The sequence below is a fragment of the Kitasatospora sp. NPDC004614 genome (assembly GCF_042873675.1).
Taxonomy (GTDB): Bacteria; Actinomycetota; Actinomycetes; order Streptomycetales; family Streptomycetaceae; genus Kitasatospora.
The window spans coordinates 113,820-132,053 of sequence record NZ_JBIALR010000013.1 but is presented as its reverse complement, the minus strand read 5'-3'; the positions used below and the strand labels follow the sequence as shown (position 1 = coordinate 132,053).

Below are 18,234 nucleotides of genomic sequence, written 5' to 3'. Positions count from 1 at the left end.
CAACTCCGACGCAGTGTCCGGGAACTCCGGTAAAGACTGTTTAAGTTGCATTGGAGTCCGGTGTCCGCCCGTCCGCGGCGCGGCACTGTCATCCCCAACGACAACAACAGCTGAGGTGGCGTCTTGACCTTCCAGATGCCGGATCGTTCTGATCCGGGTTTCCGAGCGAGAGTCGGGCCGCCGCCGCGCCGGACGAAGGTGCTGCTGCTGACGGTCGGCGTGCTGGCGGTGCTGTTCCTGCTGTTCGGCATGTTCGCCGGGCTGTGGACCGACTGGCTGTGGTTCAAGTCGGTCAAGTACGGCTCGGTGTTCACGTCGCAACTGGGCGTGAAGGTCGGCCTGTTCGCGGTGTTCGGGCTGCTGATGGCGCTGGTGGTCGGGGCCAACCTGTGGCTGGCGTACCGGCTGCGGCCGCCGTTGGCGGCGATGTCGGTGGAGCAGCAGAGCCTGGACCGCTACCGGATGGGCGTGGCGCCGTTCCGCAAGTGGCTGCTGATCGGCCTGTCGGTGCTGGTCGGCCTGGCGGCCGGCGCGGCCGCGGGCGCGCAGTGGCGGACCTGGATGCTGTGGATCAACGGCACCTCGTTCGGGCAGAAGGACGCGCAGTTCCACCTGGACGTCTCGTTCTACGCGTTCCAACTGCCGTGGTACCAGTTCCTGCTGAGCTTCGCGTTCAGCGCGGTGATCGTGTCGCTGCTGGCGGCGACGGCGGTGCACTACCTGTACGGCGGTCTTCGGCTGCAGGGGCCGGGCCGTCGGGCGAGTGCCGGGGCGCAGGGTCATCTGGCCGTGCTGCTGGGCGTGTTCGTGCTGCTGAAGGCGGTGGCGTACTGGCTGGACCGGTACGCGCTGGCGGTGAAGAGCGAGTCGTACAAGGGCGTCGAGGGCTGGACCGGTCTGCGGTACGTGGACGCGAACGCGTTCCTGCCGGCCAAGACGATCCTGTTCTTCGTGGCGATCATCTGCGCGGTGCTGTTCTTCCTGACGCCGGTGCGGCGGACCTGGGCGCCGGCGCTGATCGGCTTCGGGCTGATGGCGCTGTCGGCGGTGCTGGTCGGCGGGCTGTACCCGGCGATCGTGCAGCAGTTCCAGGTCAAGCCGAACGAACAGGCCAAGGAAACGGCGTACATCCAGAAGAACATCGACGCGACGCGGCAGGCGTACGGCATCGCCGACACCGAGGTGAAGCAGTACACGCCGACCGACTCCACGGACGCGGAGAAGCTGAAGCTGGACGCGCAGACCATCTCCGACATCCGGCTGCTGGACCCGAACGTGGTGGCGCCGACGTTCCAGCAGAACCAGGCGCTGCGCCAGTACTACGCGTTCCCGAAGACGCTGGACGTGGACCGGTACGGCGACCAGGACACCGTGCTGGGCGTGCGTGAGCTGGACCTGACGGGCGTGCAGCAGCGCAACTTCATCAACGACCACTTCAAGTACACCCACGGGTACGGCGTGGTCGCCGCCAAGGGCAACCAGGTGGACGCCAACGGCAACCCGGTCTACACGCAGCAGTCGCTGCCGACCACCGGGTCGCTGGGCGACTACCAGGAGCGGGTGTACTACGGCGAGAAGTCCACCACGTACTCGGTCGTCGGCCCCGGCATGGACGAGATCGACTACACCCGGGACTCCGACCCCGACCGGACGTACCAGTACACCGGCGGCAGCGGCGTCTCGCTGGACAACCCGCTGACCCGGGCCGCGTACGCGGTGAAGTTCGCCGAGCCGCAGATCCTCTACTCCGGGGCGATCAAGGACGGCGCGAAGATCCTCTACGACCGCACTCCGAAGGAGCGGGTGGAGAAGGTCGCGCCGTGGCTGTCGATCGACGCCGACCCGTACCCGGTGGTGGAGAACGGCCGGCTGGTGTGGGTGCTGGACGGCTACACCACCTCGGACGGCTTCCCGTTCTCGTCCAAGACGGTGCTCGGCGACGCCACCAAGGACTCGCTGACCGACCAGCGCGGCCGCACCCTGAGCGCCGTCAACGAGGTCAACTACATCCGCAACTCGGTGAAGGCCACGGTCGACGCGTACACGGGTGAGGTGACGCTCTACCAGTGGGACGACGCCGACCCGGTGCTGAAGACCTGGATGAAGGCGTTCCCGGGCACCGTCCAGCCGAAGGCGGACATCCCGGCGGAGCTGCTGCCGCACCTGCGCTACCCGCAGGACATGTTCAAGGTGCAGCGAGACCTGCTCGGGATGTACCACGTGACGGACGCGACGGCGTTCTTCAACGGCACCGACATCTGGGAGGTGCCGGTCGACCCGACCGTCAACGCCGACGAGGTGCAGCCGCCGTACTACCTGACGCTGCGGATGCCGGACGCGAAGAAGGCCAACTTCTCGCTGACCACCTCGTTCGTGCCCTCGGGCCGGAAGAACCTGGCCGCATTCATGGCCGCGGAGGCCGACCCGGGGCCGGACTACGGCAAGCTGCGGATCCTGCGGATGACGGCCGAATCGGGCGCGCTCGGTCCGGCGCTGACCCAGGCGAAGTTCAACTCCGACACCGACGTCGCCCGCCAGCTGACCCTGCTGCGCAGCGGCAGCGACTCGGACCTGGTGTACGGCAACCTGCTGACCCTGCCGGTCGGCGGCGGCATCCTCAACGTCGAGCCGGTGTACCTGGTGGCGCGCGGCGCGAAGGTGCCGGTGCTGAAGAAGGTGCTGGCGGTGTACGGCGACCACAACGTCGCGCTGGAGGACACCCTGGACAAGGCGCTGGTGAAGGTGCTCGGCTCGGCCGGCGCCGGGGCCACCACCCCGACCGCCCCCGCCGACCCGGGCAGCGGCAGCACCACGCCCACCACCCCGACCCCGCCGGCGACGCCCAAGCCGGGCGACAACCCGGCGCTGGCCAAGGCACTGGCGGACGCCCAGAAGGCGTTCACCGACGGTCAGGCCGCGCTGAAGAACGGCGACTGGGTGGCGTACGGCCAGGCCCAGCAGGCGCTGCAGAAGGCGCTGGACGCCGCGCTGGCGGCCGAGTCGAAGAACGACTCGGTCAGTTCCTCGTCGGCGCCGCCGGCGACCGGTTGACCGGCTGAGCTGCGGGAACTGATTTGCTGTTCCACCCCGCGACCGTGCTACGGTTGTTTCACCGACGCGGGGTGGAGCAGCTCGGTAGCTCGCTGGGCTCATAACCCAGAGGTCGCAGGTTCAAATCCTGTCCCCGCTACTAAGTAGCGAAAGGCCCGGAGGCATCAGCCTCCGGGCCTTTGCCGTTCCCCGGGTTCCCGGGTCGCCGGGTCCTTGGGCCCTCGGAACGTGGTCATTGACGCCCCCATGATCGTGCTAGAGTGATCTCACCGACGCGGGGTGGAGCAGCTCGGTAGCTCGCTGGGCTCATAACCCAGAGGTCGCAGGTTCAAATCCTGTCCCCGCTACTCAGTAGCGAAAGGCCCGGAGGCATCAGCCTCCGGGCCTTTGCCATTCCTTGGTGCAGACCCGATTGACACCCCCAGTGGTCCAGTCCAATCTGGGTCGTGCCCATGACGGGCGGCCCCCACCGCCCGCCTCGTGGTGCTGCAACGCGTGCCCGCCACGGGCATCGATCGTGTTCTGCTCCCGTCTGCCGCTCCCCGACCGGGTGTCCGACGGTGTGTTCCTGCATCCCCACGTGACAGGAGAGGCACATCCGCATGCACCGCAACAACCGAAGGGTCTGGGCCGTCACCGCCGCGGCCGCCACCCTGCTCGCCGGGGCGATGTCGCTGCTGGGAGCCCCCGACGCGACCGCCGGACCGGCCAACACCACCGGCGCGCCCGCCACCAGCGGCGGGATGAAGGTCGCCTACTTCGACCAGTGGTCGATCTACCAGAACGCCTACTACCTGAAGAACGTCGACACCAACGGCATGGCCGGGAAGCTCGACTACCTGCTGTACGACTTCGCCAACATCGACCCCACCAACCTGACCTGCTTCGAGGCCAACTCGGCGGCCTCCCAGGACGAGAACAACCCGAACGCCGGCGACGGCGCGGGCGACTACTACGCCGACTACGCGAAGACCTTCGCCAACGGCAACAGCGTCGACAACTCCACCGACACCTGGAACCAGCCGCTGGCCGGCAACTTCCACCAGCTCCAGGAGCTGAAGGCCAAGTACCCGAAGCTCAAGGTGCTGATGTCGATCGGCGGCTGGACCTACTCCAAGTACTTCTCGGACGCGGCCGCCACCGACGCCTCCCGCAAGAAGCTCGTCTCCTCCTGCGTCGACATGTTCATCAAGGGCAACCTGCCCGCCCAGGGCGGCTACGGCGGCCCCGGCACCGGCAAGGGCATCTTCGACGGCTTCGACATCGACTGGGAGTACCCGGGCGGCGGCGGCCACCTCGGCAACCACTCCTCGCCGAACGACAAGCAGAACTTCACCGCGCTGCTCGCCGAGTTCCGCAACCAGCTCAACGCCCAGGGCTCCGCCGACGGCAAGACCTACGCGCTGAGCGCCGCGCTGCCGGCCGGCCAGGACAAGATCCAGAACGTCGAGACCGACAAGATCGCCCAGTACCTGACCTTCGCCGACCCGATGACGTACGACATGCACGGCGGCTGGGAGGCGCAGGGCCCGACCAACCACCAGACGCCGATCTATCAGAACCCCGGTGACCCGTCGAACAACATCCCGCCCGGCAACGCCAAGTACTCCATCGACGAGGCGATCAAGGCGTACACCGTCGGCGACCCCTCGTACAACATCCCCGGCGGCTTCCCGGCCAACAAGCTGAACATGGGCGTCCCGCTGTACTACCGCGGCTGGACGGGCGTGGCGGCCGGCGCCAACCACGGGCTGTTCCAGCCGGCCAGCGGGCCCGCGCAGGGAGCGCCGAACTCCGGCAACGTGGCCGGGGTGCGGATGTACAAGGAACTGCTGGGTGTCGTCGACAACGCCAACGACACCTACTGGGACCCGGCCTCGCAGGCCTCCTACTTCTACGACGGCACCAACTTCTGGTCCGGGGAGAACACCAGGTCCATCCAGGCCAAGATGGACTACGCGCACTGCAACGGGCTCGGCGGCTCCTTCGTGTTCTCGCTGTACGACGACCCGAACGCGGTGCTGCTGAACCCGCTGATGACGGCGACCTCCGGCTCGGCCGCCAACTGCCCGGCGCCGCCGACCTCGCCGTCGCCGAGCGCGAGCAGCAGCACCAGTAGCAGCCCCTCGCCGTCCAACTCGCCGAGCGGCTCCCCGTCCTCGTCGCCGAGCGGCTCGCCGTCCGGCAGCCCGTCCTCCTCGCCGAGCGGCCCCGGCGGCGGCGGGATCGTCGCCAACCCCGGCCTGGAGTCCGGCGCGCTCAGCCCGTGGACCTGCGCGGGCAGCGGCGGCAGCGTGGTCAGCGGCGGCCACACCGGCTCGTACGCGCTGCAGGGCAACGCCAGCGCCGGTGACACCGCGCAGTGCCAACAGACCGTCACGGTCAAGCCGAACACCACGTACACGCTGTCCGCGTGGGTGAAGGGCAACTACACCTACCTGGGCGTCACCGGCTCCGGGGCGGACAGCTCGACCTGGACCCCCGGTGGGAGCGCGTGGACGCAACTGTCCACCAAGTTCACCACCGGCGCCTCGGTCACCTCGGTGACCATCTGGGTGCACGGCTGGTACGGCCAGGGCGCCTACCAGGCAGACGACTTCAGCGTCAGCTGACACAGCGTCATCGGCTCCGCCGCGAAGGCTCGGAGGGGATCGCCCCTCCGGGCCTTCGCCCTTGTGTGCATCGAGTGTTGATCGACTCCGGTACGATGCGTGGCCGGGGTTTGTGGGGCTCAGTGTCGGGAAATCGACAAAGCGCTGAAGCAATCTCGCCGGGCTTCGGCCCCGCTTCGCCAAAACGGACGGAGCAGGTGTACGAGGGTTGCGGGTGATGCGACGATGGACCACGAGGGGGACGCGGCGCGGCCGTTGACAGGCCGTCCGATCCGGCGTGACCCCTGGGGGACCAGTCCCGGGCCGACGGCCGGGGGCGAATGCCGCGACACTCGGGGGGAGCTGGAGTCGGCATGAAACTCATCGGCAGGAACGGAACAGGAGAACGACTGGCGGCCAGCAGCACCACGGACAGTGACACCGGTGCCCGACGCGCTTGCCAGCCCGGCGGCAGCCTGCCCGGACAGCGCAGCACCGCCGGCCGCCTCGCCGCGTCCGGCTACGGCCCCGACAGTCTCGTCCACCTGACCGCCGACCAGGTCGTCGCCACCGCCTCCGCACGCGACCTGCTGGAGAGCGACGACGGCACCGACAGCTTCGAGACCGCCCTCGCCGCCCGCGAACAGGCCGCCCTCGAAGCCCGACACCGCGGCTCCGCCGACGCCGGCGACCCCGGCGCCGCCAGCCAGCTCGGCGCACTCCTGCTGCGCCGCGGCGACCTCCAGGACGCCGAACCCTACCTGCGCACCGCCGCCGCCGCAGGCCTGCGCGCCGCCGCCAACAACCTCGGCGTCCTGCTCCACCAGCAGGGCCAACGCGCCGAAGCCGGCCAGTGGTGGCGACAGGCCGCCGTCGCCGGCTCGGCACCCGCCGCGCACGCCCTCGGCCTGCAACTGCGCGACCAGGGCGAAGAAGAAGCCGCCGAATACTGGCTGCACTTCGCCGCCGAACAGGGCCACCCGCTCGGCGCCTACGCCCTCGGCGACCTGATGGAACACCGCCGCGACGTCCGCGCCGAACGCTGGTTCAAGGCCGCCGCCGACTCCGGCCACCGCGAAGCCGCCTACCGCCTCGCCCGGATGCGCGAAGCCGCCGGAGACAAGGACACCGCCGAAACCTGGTACCGCACCGCCGCCGCCCGCAGCCACGCCCGCGCCGCGCTGCGCCTCGGCGTGCTGCTCGAAGCCCGCGGCGACCTCGACGAAGCCGCCCGCTGGTACCGGCAGTCCGCGCAGAACGGGGAAGCCCGCGCCGCCTGCGCGCTCGGCTTCCTGCTCCGCGACGCCGGCGACCCCACCGCCGCCGCCGAATGGTGGCAGGAGGCCGCCGAAGCCGGCGACGGCACCGCCGCCAACGCGCTCGGCGCCCTGCACGCCGGCCGCGGCGAGAACGCCGTCGCCGAACGCTGGTACCGCGCCGCGCTCGACGCCGGCGACCACAACGGCGCCTTCAACCTCGGCCTGCTGTGCGCCGGCGCCGGCCGCGACACCCAGGCCGAACAGTGGTACCGCCGCGCCGCGTACGCCGGCCACCGCGAAGCCTGCAACGCGCTCGCCGTCATGCTGCTCCAGCGCGGCGACGAATCCGGCGCCGAACCCTGGTTCTCCAAGGCCGCCGAAGCAGGTTCCGTCGACGGCGCGTTCAACCTCGGCGTGCTGCACGCCGGCCGCGGCGAGACCCGGCAGGCCCAGGAGTGGTACGCCCGCGCCGCCGCCGAGGGGCACGGCGAAGCCGCGCTCCAACTCGCCGTCGTCCAGGAACAGCGCGGCAACCTCACCGGCGCGCTCGACCGCTACCGGCAGGCCGCCGAAGGCGGCTCCGCGGAGGGCGCGTTCCGGCTCGCCTCCCTGCTCGACCGGCGCGGGGACGCCGACGCGGACGCCGAACACTGGTACGCGGTCGCGGCGGACGCCGGACACCTGCGGGCCCAGGTCCGGATGGGCGTCCGGGCGGCGGAACGCGGCGCGCTGGAGATCGCCGAGAGCTGGTACCGCCGCGCCGCGGAGGGCGGCAGCCGCAGCGCGGCCTTCAACCTCGGCCTGCTGCTGGCCCGCCAGGACTCCGAGGCCGAGGCGATGCTCTGGTACACCCGCGCCGCGGACGCCGGCCACGGCCGGGCCGCGCTCAGGCTCGCGCTGCTCGCGCTGCGGCGGGGGGAGACGGTGCAGGCCGAGAACTGGTGCAAGCGCGCGATGGAGTACGGGCCTGCGGAGGTCGCGGAGCGGGCGGGGCGACTGCTGGGGGCGTTGAACGCGGAACTGTCAGCGTAGGCAGGCGGGCGCGAAACCAGGGGCGCTGGGGGTACCCCCAGGCGAAGCCGAGGGGGCGGAACTGCGCGACAAGCGCAAACCACGTCCGCAAGGTCGCGATCAAGTGCAGGTCATTCTCCTGCGTCGCGATCTTGCGGTGAGGTGCCTTCCGCTTCGCGCAGTTCCCCGCGCCCCTGGTTGCTCGCTCTCTAAATGCTCAGCGAGCGCAGAGTCGCTTCGTGGAGGATGCCGTTGGTGGCGACCGCGTCCGCGCCGGAGGGGCCGTCGATGCCGTCGAGGCCGGTGAAGCGGCCGCCGGCCTCCTGGACGACGATGCAGGGGGCGGCCATGTCCCAGAGGGAGAGTTCGGGTTCGGCGGCGATGTCGACGGCGCCCTCGGCCACCATCATGTAGGACCAGAAGTCGCCGTAGGCGCGGGTGCGCCAGCACATGCGGGTGAGGTCGAGGAAGGCGTCGAGGCGGGCGCGTTCCTCCCAGCCGCTGAGGGAGGAGAAGGAGAGCGAGGCGTCGGCGAGGCGGGAGACCTTGGAGACGTGGATGCGCTGGGCCTTGGAGAGGCTGCGGCCGGCGTACGCGCCGAGTCCCTTGGCGGCCCACCAGCGGCGGCTGAGGGCGGGGGCGGAGACGATGCCGACCACGGGGGCGTACTCGCCGTCGGGCTGTTCCTCGAGCAGGGCGACCAGGGTGGCCCAGACGGGGACGCCGCGGACGTAGTTCTTGGTGCCGTCGATGGGGTCGATCACCCAGCGGCGGGGGCCGGAGCCCTGCAGGCCGTACTCCTCGCCCATGACCGCGTCGCGGGGACGGGCTCGTTGCAGGACGGAGCGGACGAGTTCCTCGGCGGCCTTGTCGGCGTCGCTGACCGGCGTCAGGTCGGGCTTGGTCTCGACCTTGAGGTCGAGTGCCTTGAAGCGCTCCATGGTGACCGAGTCGGCCGAGTCGGCGAGGACGTGGGCGAGTCGGAGATCGTCGTGGTAGTCGGCCATGCCCCGAACCCTAGCGGACTCAGTGTCCCGAGCCGCTGAGCTGAAGTCCGATCACACCTGCGATGACCAGGCTCACCGAGACCAGCTTGAGGGTGGAGGAGGACTCCCCGAGGTAGATGATTCCGTACAGCGCGGTGCCGGCGGCGCCGATGCCGGTCCAGACCGCGTAGGCGCTGCCCACCGGGAGGGTTTTCAGGGAGAGGGTGAGCAGGCCGAAGGAGCCGAGGGCGAAGAGGCAGAAGCTGACGGTGGGCCAGAGCTTGGTGAAGCCGTGGCTGAGCTTGAGGTTGACCGCGAATCCCGTTTCCAGCAGACCGGCGAGGATCACCATGGCCCATGCCATCGGGTTGACTCCCTGTCAGATAGGACGGTGTGACCTTCCTATCGTTACCCAGTGGACAGGGCCGGGCGACTCGTCGGCTGCGGGACTCTCAGTCGTCCTCGTGGGCCTCCTTGGTGGCGAGCAGGCGGCGCAGCGAGTAGAGCCGGGCCGGGTCGGCGTGGCCGTCGGCGACCCAGGCGTCCAGTGCGCAGTCCGGTTCGTCGTGCGAGCAGGCGCGCGGGCAGTCCTCGGTGCCGGGCTCCAGGTCGGGGAAGGCGTGGATGACCCGGGACGGGTCGATGTGGGACAGGCCGAAGGACCGGAAGCCGGGGGTGTCGATCACCCAGCCCGGGTCGAGGGCCTTGCGGGAGCCGGGCTTCACGCCGGGCGGCGGGGGCAGCCGCAGGGCGAGCGCGGAGACGGTGGTGTGCCGGCCGCGGCCGGTGACGGCGTTGACGTGGCCGGTGCTCCGCTGCTGGTCCGGGACGAGCGCGTTGACCAGGGTGGTCTTGCCGACGCCGGAGTGCCCGATGAACACGGTGGTCCTCCCGCGCAGGTACTCCCGGACGGCCTCCGCGCCGGTGGTGGCCAGCTCGTCGTGCCGGGTCACCACGTAGTCGATGCCGAGCGAGGCGTACGACTCCAGCAGCTCGTCGGCCGGCGCCAGGTCGGACTTGGTGAGCACCAGCAGCGGCTCCATGCCGGCGTCGTACGCGGCGACCAGGCAGCGGTCGATCAGCCGGGGGCGGGGCTCCGGGTTGGCGAGCGCGGTGACGATGGCCAGCTGCTCGGCGTTGGCGACCACGATCCGCTCGTACGGGTCGTCGTCGTCCGCGGTGCGGCGCAGCACCGAGGTGCGTTCCTCGACCCGGACGATCCGGGCCAGCGTGTCGGGGGCCCCGGAGAGGTCGCCGACCAGGTTGACGATGTCGCCGACGACCACGCCCTTGCGGCCGAGTTCGCGGGCCTTCATGGCGGTGACCAGGCGTTCTTCCTTGGTTCCGCTGTCGACCAGGCAGGTCATCCGGCCCCGGTCCACGGTGAGGATCATCGCCTCGGCGGCGTCCTCGTGCTTGGGCCGGATGCGGGTGCGGGGGCGGGAGCCCCGGCGGCCCGGGCGGCTGCGGATGTCGTCCTCGTCGGCGTTCTTGTCGTAGCGGCGCATGCTCGTGATCCCCCGTCAGCCCTGGCCGAGGAGGTCGGCCCACATCTGCGGGAAGTCCGGCAGGGTCTTCGCCGTGGTCGCCACGTTCTCCACCAGGACGCCGTTCACCACCAGGCCGAGGACGGCGGCGGCGGTGGCCAGCCGGTGGTCCTCGTAGGTGTGGAAGACACCGCCGTGCAGCGGGCGGGGGCGGATCCGCAGGCCGTCCTCGGTCTCCGAGACGTCGCCGCCCAGGTCGTTGATCTCCTTGGCGAGCGCGGCGAGCCGGTCGGTCTCGTGCAGCCGCAGGTGGGAGATGCCGTACAGGTGGGACTCGGAGTCGGCGAGGGCCGCGACGGCGGCGATCACCGGGGTCAGCTCGCCGACGTCGTGCAGGTCCACCTCGATGCCGTGGATCTTGCCGGTGCCGGTGAACTCCAGCCCTTCATCGGTGAATTGGCAGGATCCGCCCATCGCGGTGTAGATCTCGCGGAGCTGGTCGCCGGGCTGGTACGTGTGCTTGGGCCAGTCCCGGACGACGACCCGGCCGCCGGTGGCGAGCGCCGCGGCGAAGAACGGGGCCGCGTTGGACAGGTCCGGCTCGACCACCAGGTCGCGGCCGAGCAGTGCGCCCGGGGTGACCCGCCAGATGTCCTTCTCGCCGCCGTCCTCGGGGGCGTCGACCTGGCCGCCGGCCTTGCGGATCATGTCGACGGTCATCCGGATGTGCGGCAGCGAGGGCACCGTGGCGCCCACGTTGCGGATCTCCACGCCGTTGTTGAAGCGGGCGCCGGACAGCAGCAGCGCCGAGATGAACTGCGAGGAGGACGAGGCGTCCACCTCCACCGGGCCGCCGTCCAGCGCGCCCGTGCCGTGCACGGTCAGCGGGAAGCCGCCGCGCCCGCCGTCGTCGATCCGGGCGCCGAGGGTGCGCAGCGCGTCGATCACGCCGTGCTGCGGGCGCTCGTGGCTGCGCGGGTCGCCGTCGAAGTGCACCGGGCCGTCCGCGAGGGTGGCCAGCGGCGGCAGGAAGCGCATCACGGTGCCGGCGTTGCCGACGTCCACCTGCGCCGGGCCGCGCAGGCGCTCGGCCGGGATGACCCGCCAGGCCTCGCCGCCGCCGGTGCCGCCGGACGCCGCGTTCACCGTCTCCTCGACCGTCACGCCCAGCGCCCGCAGGCCGTCCGCCATCAGCTGCGAGTCGCGGCTGCGCAGCGGGCGGCGCACCCAGCCCGGGCCGTCGGCGAGGGCGGCCAGCACCAGCGCGCGGTTGGTCGCGGACTTCGAGCCGGGGATCGTCACAGTCGCGTCCACGGCGGCGGTGGCGACGGGAGCGGGCCACAGGGAGTCGGTCATACCGCCCAGTCTATGAGGCCGCGCCCGGCTACCGGGGCAGCAGCCAGGCCGCCCCGAGCCCCAGGCAGGCCAGCGCCACCACCAGGAACAGCGCCACCCAGGCCGTCGCCGGCACGCCCGTCAGCCGGGCCAGCTGGTCGGCGTCCGAGCCGGTCGCCTCGCCGCGGCGCCGGGTGGAGAACAGCTCGACCAGCGGACGCGCCCCCGCCAGCAGGAGGAACCACACGCCCAGGTGGGCGAACGCGCCCTGCCACTCGGCGTCCCCGTACCAGGACACCGCGACGAACGCGCCGCCGGTGGCCAGCACCGCCAGCACCCCGAACAGGTTGCGCAGGGTGAGCAGCATCGCCGCCAGCAGCGCGATGCCGATCCACAGCAGCGCGGTGATCCGGCCCGTCTCCAGCAGCGCCGCCCCGCCCAGGCCGAGCAGCGACGGCGCCGGGTAGCCGGCCGCGGCGGTCAGCACCATGCCCGGCCCGGTCGGCCGGCCCGAGGAGACCGTCAGCCCGGAGGTGTCCGAGTGCAGCCGGATCCCGGAGAGCCGGCGGCGGGTCAGCAGCGCCATCACCCCGTGCCCGCCCTCGTGCGCGATGGTCACCACGGTGCGGCTCAGCCGCCACACCGGGCGCACCGCCACCGCCAGCAGCGCCGCCGCCGCGGCGGCCCACGCCAGCCAGTGCGGCGGGTCGGGCTGCACGGCCGTCATCCGGTCCCACAGTTGTGCGAAGTCCATTCCGGTGGGCCTCCGATCACCGTCGTTCGGGCGGGCAGCGTTTCACGGAAGGACGGGCGGCCGGTAGCCGCCGGTTCTGCCGGGCTGGCAAGCTGAACGGCATGTGCGGCCGCTTCGCCTCCTCCACCGACCCCGCCGAACTGGTCCGGCACTTCGGGGTCCGGCAGTGAGATCCCACCGAGACACTGGCCCCCAGCTGGAACGTCGCGCCCACCGCGTCCGCCTTCGTCGTACTGGACCGGGCGCCGCGCGGCGGGGGCCGGCCGGTCCGTCAACTGCGGGTGCTGCGCTGGGGGTTGGTGCCGGCCTGGGCGAGCAGCCCGGACACCGCGGTGAAGATGATCAACGCCCGGGCGGAGACCGTCCACGAGAAGCCGGCCTACCGGCAGGCGTTCGCCTCGCGGCGCTGCCTGATACCCGTCGACGGGTACTACGAGTGGCAGACCGCGCCGACCGGCGACGTCTCCCGGCCGCCCCGCCGCCCCTACTTCGTCTCCCGCGCCGACGGCGCCCCGCTGGCACTGGCCGGCCTGTACGAGTTCTGGCGCAACCGTGGCGTCCCCGCCGACCACCCGGACGCCTGGCTGGTCACCTGCACCGTCGTCACCACCGCCGCCGAGCCGCTGCTCGCCCCCGTCCACGAGCGGATGCCGCTGTACCTCGGCCCCGACCGCTGGGACGCCTGGCTCGACCCCCACGCCGAGAGCGCCGACCTCACCCCGCCCCCGCCCGGAGACCTGCGCATCCACCCGGTGCCCGACGGGGTCGGCTCGATCCGCAACAACCACCCCGGCCTGACCAGGCGACTCACCGAGGACGACCTCACCACCCTGTTCTGAGACGTTCTCCTCTATACGCTCGGCGCCATGCCGCAGATCATCGAGACCCCCACCGGCGACGCCCGGCTCCACTGGTTCCGGGCCGACGCCCCGCGCGCCGTCCTGCTGCTCGGCCACGGCGCCGGTGGCGGCATCGAGGCGCCCGACCTGCAGGCGATCGCCGCGGCCCTCCCCGCCGCGGGGATCACCGTGGTGCTCGCCGAGCAGCCCTGGCGGGTGGCCGGCCGCAAGCTCGCGCCCGCCCCCAAGACGCTCGACGCCGGCTGGCCCGCGCAGTACGCCGCCGCGGCCGGGGCGGGCCTGCCGGTGTTCGCGGGCGGCCGCAGCGCCGGCGCCCGGGTCGCCTGCCGCACCGCCGCCGGCCTCGGCGCGGCGGGTGTGCTGGCCCTCGCCTTCCCGCTGCACCCGCCGGGCAAGCCGGAGAAGAGCCGCGCCGAGGAACTGCTCGACACCGGCCTGCCGACCCTGGTGGTGCAGGGCGGCGCGGACACCTTCGGCACCCCGGAGGAGTTCCCGGACCTGCCGGACACCCACCGCCTGGTCGAAGTGCCGTACGCCTCGCACGGGTTCAAGGTCCCCAAGAAGGCGCCCCTGGGCCAGGACGAGGCGCTGGCGCTCATCGCTGACGCGGTCGCCGGCTGGCTCTGAATCCCTGTCCGGAGCCCGGGAATGTCTCGTCGCCGCGGGCGGTTGCACGAGTCGTCAGAACATGCCCCGGTGGAAAGGCAGCGTCCATGGTTTCGATCGCGTGCCGCGAACGGCCCGATGAGCGGGCGGCTGAGGCTTCGCTCGTGCCGGACTGGTCGCAGTGGGTTGCCGCGAGCGAGAAGACGGTCAGCCCGATATCCTCGCTTGCGGATCGGCCCGTGGTGGGCCGTGTTCAGCTGATCGAGGAGGTGGGTCCGGTCGTCGGGACCGATGACGCGGCCGCGTCGGGTGCTTCGAGCACCGACCAGGGCCGTCCGGAGGGCGAACAGCTCACCGGCGACGAACTGGCCGAGGTGATCGGCGAGGACACCTTCAGGGTGTCCGAGAGCGAGAGCGAGGAGGCCAGGCGCGAGCGTTTCGAGCGGGACGCCCTCGGTTTCCTGGATCCGATGTACTCGGCGGCGCTGCGGATGACCCGCAACCCGGCCGACGCGGAGGATCTGCTCCAGGAGGCGTTCGCCAAGGCGTACGCGTCGTTCCACCAGTTCCGTGAGGGCACCAACCTCAAGGCCTGGCTGTACCGCATCCTCACCAATACGTTCATCAACTCGTACCGCAAGAAGCAGCGCGAACCCCAGCGCACCGCGGCCGAGGAGATCGAGGACTGGCAGCTGGCGCGCGCCGAGTCGCACATGTCGACGGGGCTCCGCTCCGCCGAGGCGCAGGCGCTCGACCACCTGCCGGACAGCGATGTGAAGGACGCCCTGCAGGCCATTCCGGAGGAATTCCGGATCGCGGTGTATCTCGCGGACGTCGAGGGCTTTGCGTACAAGGAGATCGCGGACATCATGGGTACACCCATCGGTACGGTGATGTCCCGACTGCACCGTGGTCGCCGCCAACTGCGCGGCATGCTTGAGGATTACGCCCGCGAGCGGGGGCTGGTCCCGGCCGGTACCGGTGCAGGGCACGAAGCGAAGGGCGCTGGCTCATGAGCTGCGGCGATCCGCACGAGACCGAGTGCGGAGAGGTGCTCGACCACCTCTACGAATTTCTCGACAACGAGATGCCCGAGGGTGACTGCGCCAAGCTGCGGGTGCACTTCGACGAGTGCTCGCCGTGCCTGGAGAAGTACGGGCTCGAGCAGGCCATCAAGGCGCTGATCAAGCGCTCGTGCGGCTGCGACGACACTCCCACCGACCTCCGGGCGAAGGTGCTGGCCCGGATCGACTCGATCCGGCAGGGCCAGGGCCCGGGCGGCGGTTCGGTGGTCGAGGTGAGCTCGGTCAGCATGGAGATGACGGTCGAGGGTGCGACCGGTCACGGCTCCGCCGTCGCCACCGCGGAGTGATTACTCACTCGATCGGGTGAGCTGTCGCTGCTCCGGCTGCGGCAATCCGCGATCGTGCGTCCCGTCCGGGTGGCCGGGCCCTATTCTCTGACGAGTCCTCACGTCGGAGGGCCCGGTACGGGCTGGGGAGGCCGAGATCGCCAGCGAACGCGAGCGCATCGCCCTGCCGGGGCGGGCCGTGGCCTATCTGGCCGCCGTGCTGACTGCGGCGACGGCCGCGCTGCTGCCGCTGTGGGCGTCCTGGCCGACGCTCGACTGGCCCCGGATCGGGCTGCTTGCCCTGCTGCACCTGTGCCTGGAGTCGCTCGCGCAGGGCGCGCGCACCCCATGCGCCCGGGTGTGGCGGTGGCTGCGCGGCCGGTCCGGGCCGGAGCCCGCGGCGGACCCGCGCGGCAGCGGCTTCTTCCCGGTGCTGTTCGCCGGCGTGCTGATGCTGCCGCCCGCCGCCGCCGCCCTGGTCGCGCTGCCCGGGGCGCTGCTCGGCCCGGCCCAGCAGCCGCGCAACCTGCGCCGGGTGTGGAACGCCGCCCAGCTGGCGCTGGCCTCGGCGATCTCCGCCGAGGTGTTCCGGCTGCTCGGCGGCTCCCGGCTGCTGCTGGGCACCCGCTTCCCCGGTGCGGCGTTTGGCGCGCTCGCCGCGATCCTGACGTTCTGCCTGGTCAACGGGGCGCTGGTGGCCGCCATGGTGCGGCTGACCTGCGGCTCGGCCGGCCACGGCGTGATCCGCAAGCTGCGCCGGGCGGCGCCCGCGGCGCTGCTGCACGGCGCGGGCGGGCTGATGGTCGCGGTGCTGTGGCAGGGCCCGTACGGGGCGTTCGCCGCGGTGCTCGGGCTGCTGCCGCTGACCATCACCGCCTGGCTGTCCGCGCAGGGCCACCGCGAGCGGTCCGCGCACCGGGCCACCGTGCAGGCGCTGGTGCAGGCGGTGGAGATCAAGGACGCCTACACCCGCGGCCACAGCGAACGGGTCGGCCGGGCCTCGGTGCTGATCGCCCGCCAGCTGGGCCTCGCCGAGGACCGGATCCGCACCCTGCACTTCGCCGGCACCCTGCACGACGTCGGCAAGCTCGCGGTGGCCACCGAACTGCTGCGCCGCAACGGGCCGTTGACGGTCGCGGAGCGGCGCGCCGTCGAGGTGCACCCGGTGTTCGGGCACGAGCTGGTGCGGCAGCTGGACTTCCTCGGCGAGGGGCGGGACGGCATCCTGCACCACCACGAGCGGATCGACGGCCGGGGCTACCCGCACGGCCTGGCGGGGGACCGGATCCCCGAGTTCGCCCGGATCATCTCGGTCGCCGACGCCTTCGACTCGATGACCTCCACCCGTTCCTACCGGCGCGGCCGCCCCGTCCAGGAGGCCGTCACCGAACTGGAGCGGTGCGCGGGCAGCCAGTTCGACCCGGTGATGGTGCGGGCCCTGGTCGAGGCCGTCGCCGAACACGGCTGGCAGCCCGAACCGCCGCCGCCCGGCGGCTGGGACGGCGAGGTGCCGGACATTCCGCTCGGCGTGCCCGAACCGGCCCGGATGCCCCAGCAGTCCGGGCAGGGCCAGCCCGCCGGCGGGGCGACGTGACCCTCCGGCGGCCGGGGCCGGCCGACCTGCTGCACGGCGTGGCCGCCGCGCTCGGCGGCTGCGCGCTGGTGCACGCGCTCGCCGTCGGCACCAGCCAGCCCGAGGTGGCGCTGGCGTTCACCGCCCTGATCGCGCTCGGCCAGTGCGCCGGGCCCGCGCTGCCCGGCGACCGCGAACCCGCGCCGGTGGCCACCGCCGTCGCCCTCGCGTACGCGCTGCTCGGGCCGCTGCACGGACTGCCCACCGGGCACGGGGTGTCGCAGACCGCCGCCGTCACCGCGGTCGGCACCGCTGCGGGCCTCGCCGCGCAGCTCGCGGGCCGGGCCGCGCTGGCCGCCGTCCGCCGCCGGCCGCGCGGCCCGCTGGGCGGACTGGACGCCGCCGCCCGCCGGGTGGTCACTGTCTCCTTCGCGGCGCTGCTGTTCCAGCCGCTGTACGAGTCCGGCGCCACCGACCGGCTGCCCGGCCCCGCGTACGGGGCGCTGCTGGCGGCCGTCGCCGCGCTGGCCGCGCTCGGCGACGCGGTGCTGGCCGCCGGGCAGCAGCGGGCCCGCACCGGGCTGCGGTACAGCGCCGCGCTCGACGACCAGCTGCACGCGCTGCTCGGCATCGGTTCCGCGCAGGTCGCCACCGGGCTGCTGCTCAGCCTGCTGGCGGGCGAGGCCGGGCTGTGGGCGCTGCCGGTATTCTGCGTGCCGCTGCTGCTCGCGCAGGCCTCGTTCCGGCGGGCCGTCGAGGTGCGGGCCACCACCGGGCAGACCATCGAGACGCTCGCCCGGGCCACCGAGATCGCCGGCTACACCACCCCCGGGCACGCCCGCCGGGTGGCCGACACCGCGTGCGCGCTGGGGCGCGAACTGGGGCTCGGGAGCCGCGAGTTGACACTGCTGGAATATGCCGCGCTGATGCACGACATTGGTCAGCTGTCGCTGGTCGAGCCGGTGCCCGGCGGGGCGACCGCGCTGCTGGCCGACGACGAGCAGCAGCGGATCGCCCGGCTCGGCAGCGAGGTGATCCGGCGCACCGGCGTGCCCAAGCAGGTGTGGCAGCAGGTCGCCCGGCTCGCCGACCCGTGCCGGCTCGACGACGGCCGGCACGACCCCACCCTGCCGCTGGCCTCCCGGATCATCCGGGTCGCCAACGCGCACGACGACCTGCGCACCGCCGCCGGCGACCGCCCCCGGGCCGGCGTCCTCGATCCGCTCGAGCACCTGAGGCTGGACGGCGGCCGCGGCTACGACCCGGTGGTGCTGGACGCGCTCGCCCGGCTCGGCCGCCGCGGCCACCGCGCGGCCCGCTGCCGGTTCGCGGCCTGAATGGCCGCGCGGGGCGCGCCGCCCACGGCGGGC

The 18,234-nt window shown here is 72.3% G+C and carries 14 protein-coding genes and 2 tRNA genes; 11 read left to right on the top strand and 5 right to left on the bottom strand.

Annotated features, from left to right (window positions below; all coding sequences use genetic code 11):
• Positions 1–135: 135 nt before the first annotated feature.
• From ACFYST_RS24960 to ACFYST_RS24940, 5 genes are all read left to right on the top strand, one after another.
• Positions 136–3,051 carry a UPF0182 family protein gene (locus ACFYST_RS24960; RefSeq protein WP_387865680.1) on the top strand — a complete coding sequence of 972 codons (2,916 nt, stop codon included), beginning with the start codon at positions 136–138 and terminating at the stop codon, positions 3,049–3,051.
• Positions 3,052–3,116: 65 nt separating this feature from the next.
• Positions 3,117–3,190, top strand: a tRNA-Met gene (locus ACFYST_RS24955).
• A 134-nt stretch (positions 3,191–3,324) separates the two neighbouring features.
• Positions 3,325–3,398: transfer RNA gene (locus ACFYST_RS24950), tRNA-Met, on the top strand.
• A 255-nt stretch (positions 3,399–3,653) separates the two neighbouring features.
• The gene (locus ACFYST_RS24945) at positions 3,654–5,663 is read left to right on the top strand and encodes a glycosyl hydrolase family 18 protein (RefSeq protein ID WP_387637499.1); all 2,010 of its coding nucleotides are present in this window, start codon (positions 3,654–3,656) and stop codon (positions 5,661–5,663) included.
• 353 nt (positions 5,664–6,016) lie between these two features.
• Entirely contained in the window at positions 6,017–7,933 is a 1,917-nt protein-coding gene (locus ACFYST_RS24940) for a tetratricopeptide repeat protein (RefSeq protein WP_387637496.1), read from the top strand.
• 188 nt (positions 7,934–8,121) lie between these two features.
• Here ACFYST_RS24940 and hisN read toward each other — a convergent pair whose 3' ends face one another.
• The 5 genes from hisN to ACFYST_RS24915 all read right to left on the bottom strand — a co-directional run bounded on the left by hisN (position 8,122) and on the right by ACFYST_RS24915 (position 12,474).
• Entirely contained in the window at positions 8,122–8,919 is a 798-nt protein-coding gene (gene hisN / locus ACFYST_RS24935; RefSeq protein ID WP_387865561.1) for a histidinol-phosphatase, read from the bottom strand.
• Between the two features lie 19 nt (positions 8,920–8,938).
• Positions 8,939–9,262, bottom strand: a complete 324-nt coding sequence (locus tag ACFYST_RS24930; protein WP_387637492.1) for a DMT family transporter — start codon at positions 9,260–9,262, stop codon at positions 8,939–8,941.
• A gap of 88 nt (positions 9,263–9,350) precedes the next feature.
• Positions 9,351–10,406, bottom strand: a complete 1,056-nt coding sequence (rsgA, locus tag ACFYST_RS24925) for a ribosome small subunit-dependent GTPase A (protein WP_387637489.1) — start codon at positions 10,404–10,406, stop codon at positions 9,351–9,353.
• Between the two features lie 15 nt (positions 10,407–10,421).
• On the bottom strand, positions 10,422–11,741 hold the full coding sequence (aroA, locus tag ACFYST_RS24920; RefSeq protein ID WP_387865558.1) for a 3-phosphoshikimate 1-carboxyvinyltransferase: 1,320 nt from the start codon (positions 11,739–11,741) through the stop codon (positions 10,422–10,424).
• Between the two features lie 28 nt (positions 11,742–11,769).
• Complete coding sequence (locus tag ACFYST_RS24915; protein WP_387865557.1) at positions 11,770–12,474, bottom strand: M50 family metallopeptidase; 705 nt, start codon at positions 12,472–12,474, stop codon at positions 11,770–11,772.
• Between the two features lie 185 nt (positions 12,475–12,659).
• On the opposite strand from ACFYST_RS24915, the gene ACFYST_RS24910 reads away from it, so the two are divergent.
• The 6 genes from ACFYST_RS24910 (at position 12,660) to ACFYST_RS24885 (ending at position 18,201) form a co-directional block, all read left to right on the top strand.
• Positions 12,660–13,313: an SOS response-associated peptidase gene (locus tag ACFYST_RS24910; RefSeq protein WP_387865678.1), complete on the top strand. Its 654-nt coding sequence runs from the start codon at positions 12,660–12,662 to the stop codon at positions 13,311–13,313.
• Positions 13,314–13,340: 27 nt separating this feature from the next.
• On the top strand, positions 13,341–13,961 hold the full coding sequence (locus ACFYST_RS24905) for an alpha/beta family hydrolase (RefSeq protein WP_387865554.1): 621 nt from the start codon (positions 13,341–13,343) through the stop codon (positions 13,959–13,961).
• 344 nt (positions 13,962–14,305) lie between these two features.
• Positions 14,306–14,956: a sigma-70 family RNA polymerase sigma factor gene (locus ACFYST_RS24900; protein ID WP_387865675.1), complete on the top strand. Its 651-nt coding sequence runs from the start codon at positions 14,306–14,308 to the stop codon at positions 14,954–14,956.
• Positions 14,953–15,312: a mycothiol system anti-sigma-R factor gene (gene rsrA, locus ACFYST_RS24895; protein WP_387637477.1), complete on the top strand. Its 360-nt coding sequence runs from the start codon at positions 14,953–14,955 to the stop codon at positions 15,310–15,312. The genes ACFYST_RS24900 and rsrA overlap by 4 nt, the downstream gene beginning before the upstream one ends.
• Positions 15,313–15,490: 178 nt before the next feature.
• Positions 15,491–16,885: an HD-GYP domain-containing protein gene (locus tag ACFYST_RS24890; protein ID WP_387865552.1), complete on the top strand. Its 1,395-nt coding sequence runs from the start codon at positions 15,491–15,493 to the stop codon at positions 16,883–16,885.
• Positions 16,882–18,201, top strand: coding sequence for an HD-GYP domain-containing protein (locus ACFYST_RS24885; RefSeq protein WP_387865550.1), 1,320 nt, complete (start codon positions 16,882–16,884; stop codon positions 18,199–18,201). Before ACFYST_RS24890 ends, ACFYST_RS24885 begins: the two co-directional genes overlap by 4 nt.
• Positions 18,202–18,234: the final 33 nt, after the last annotated feature.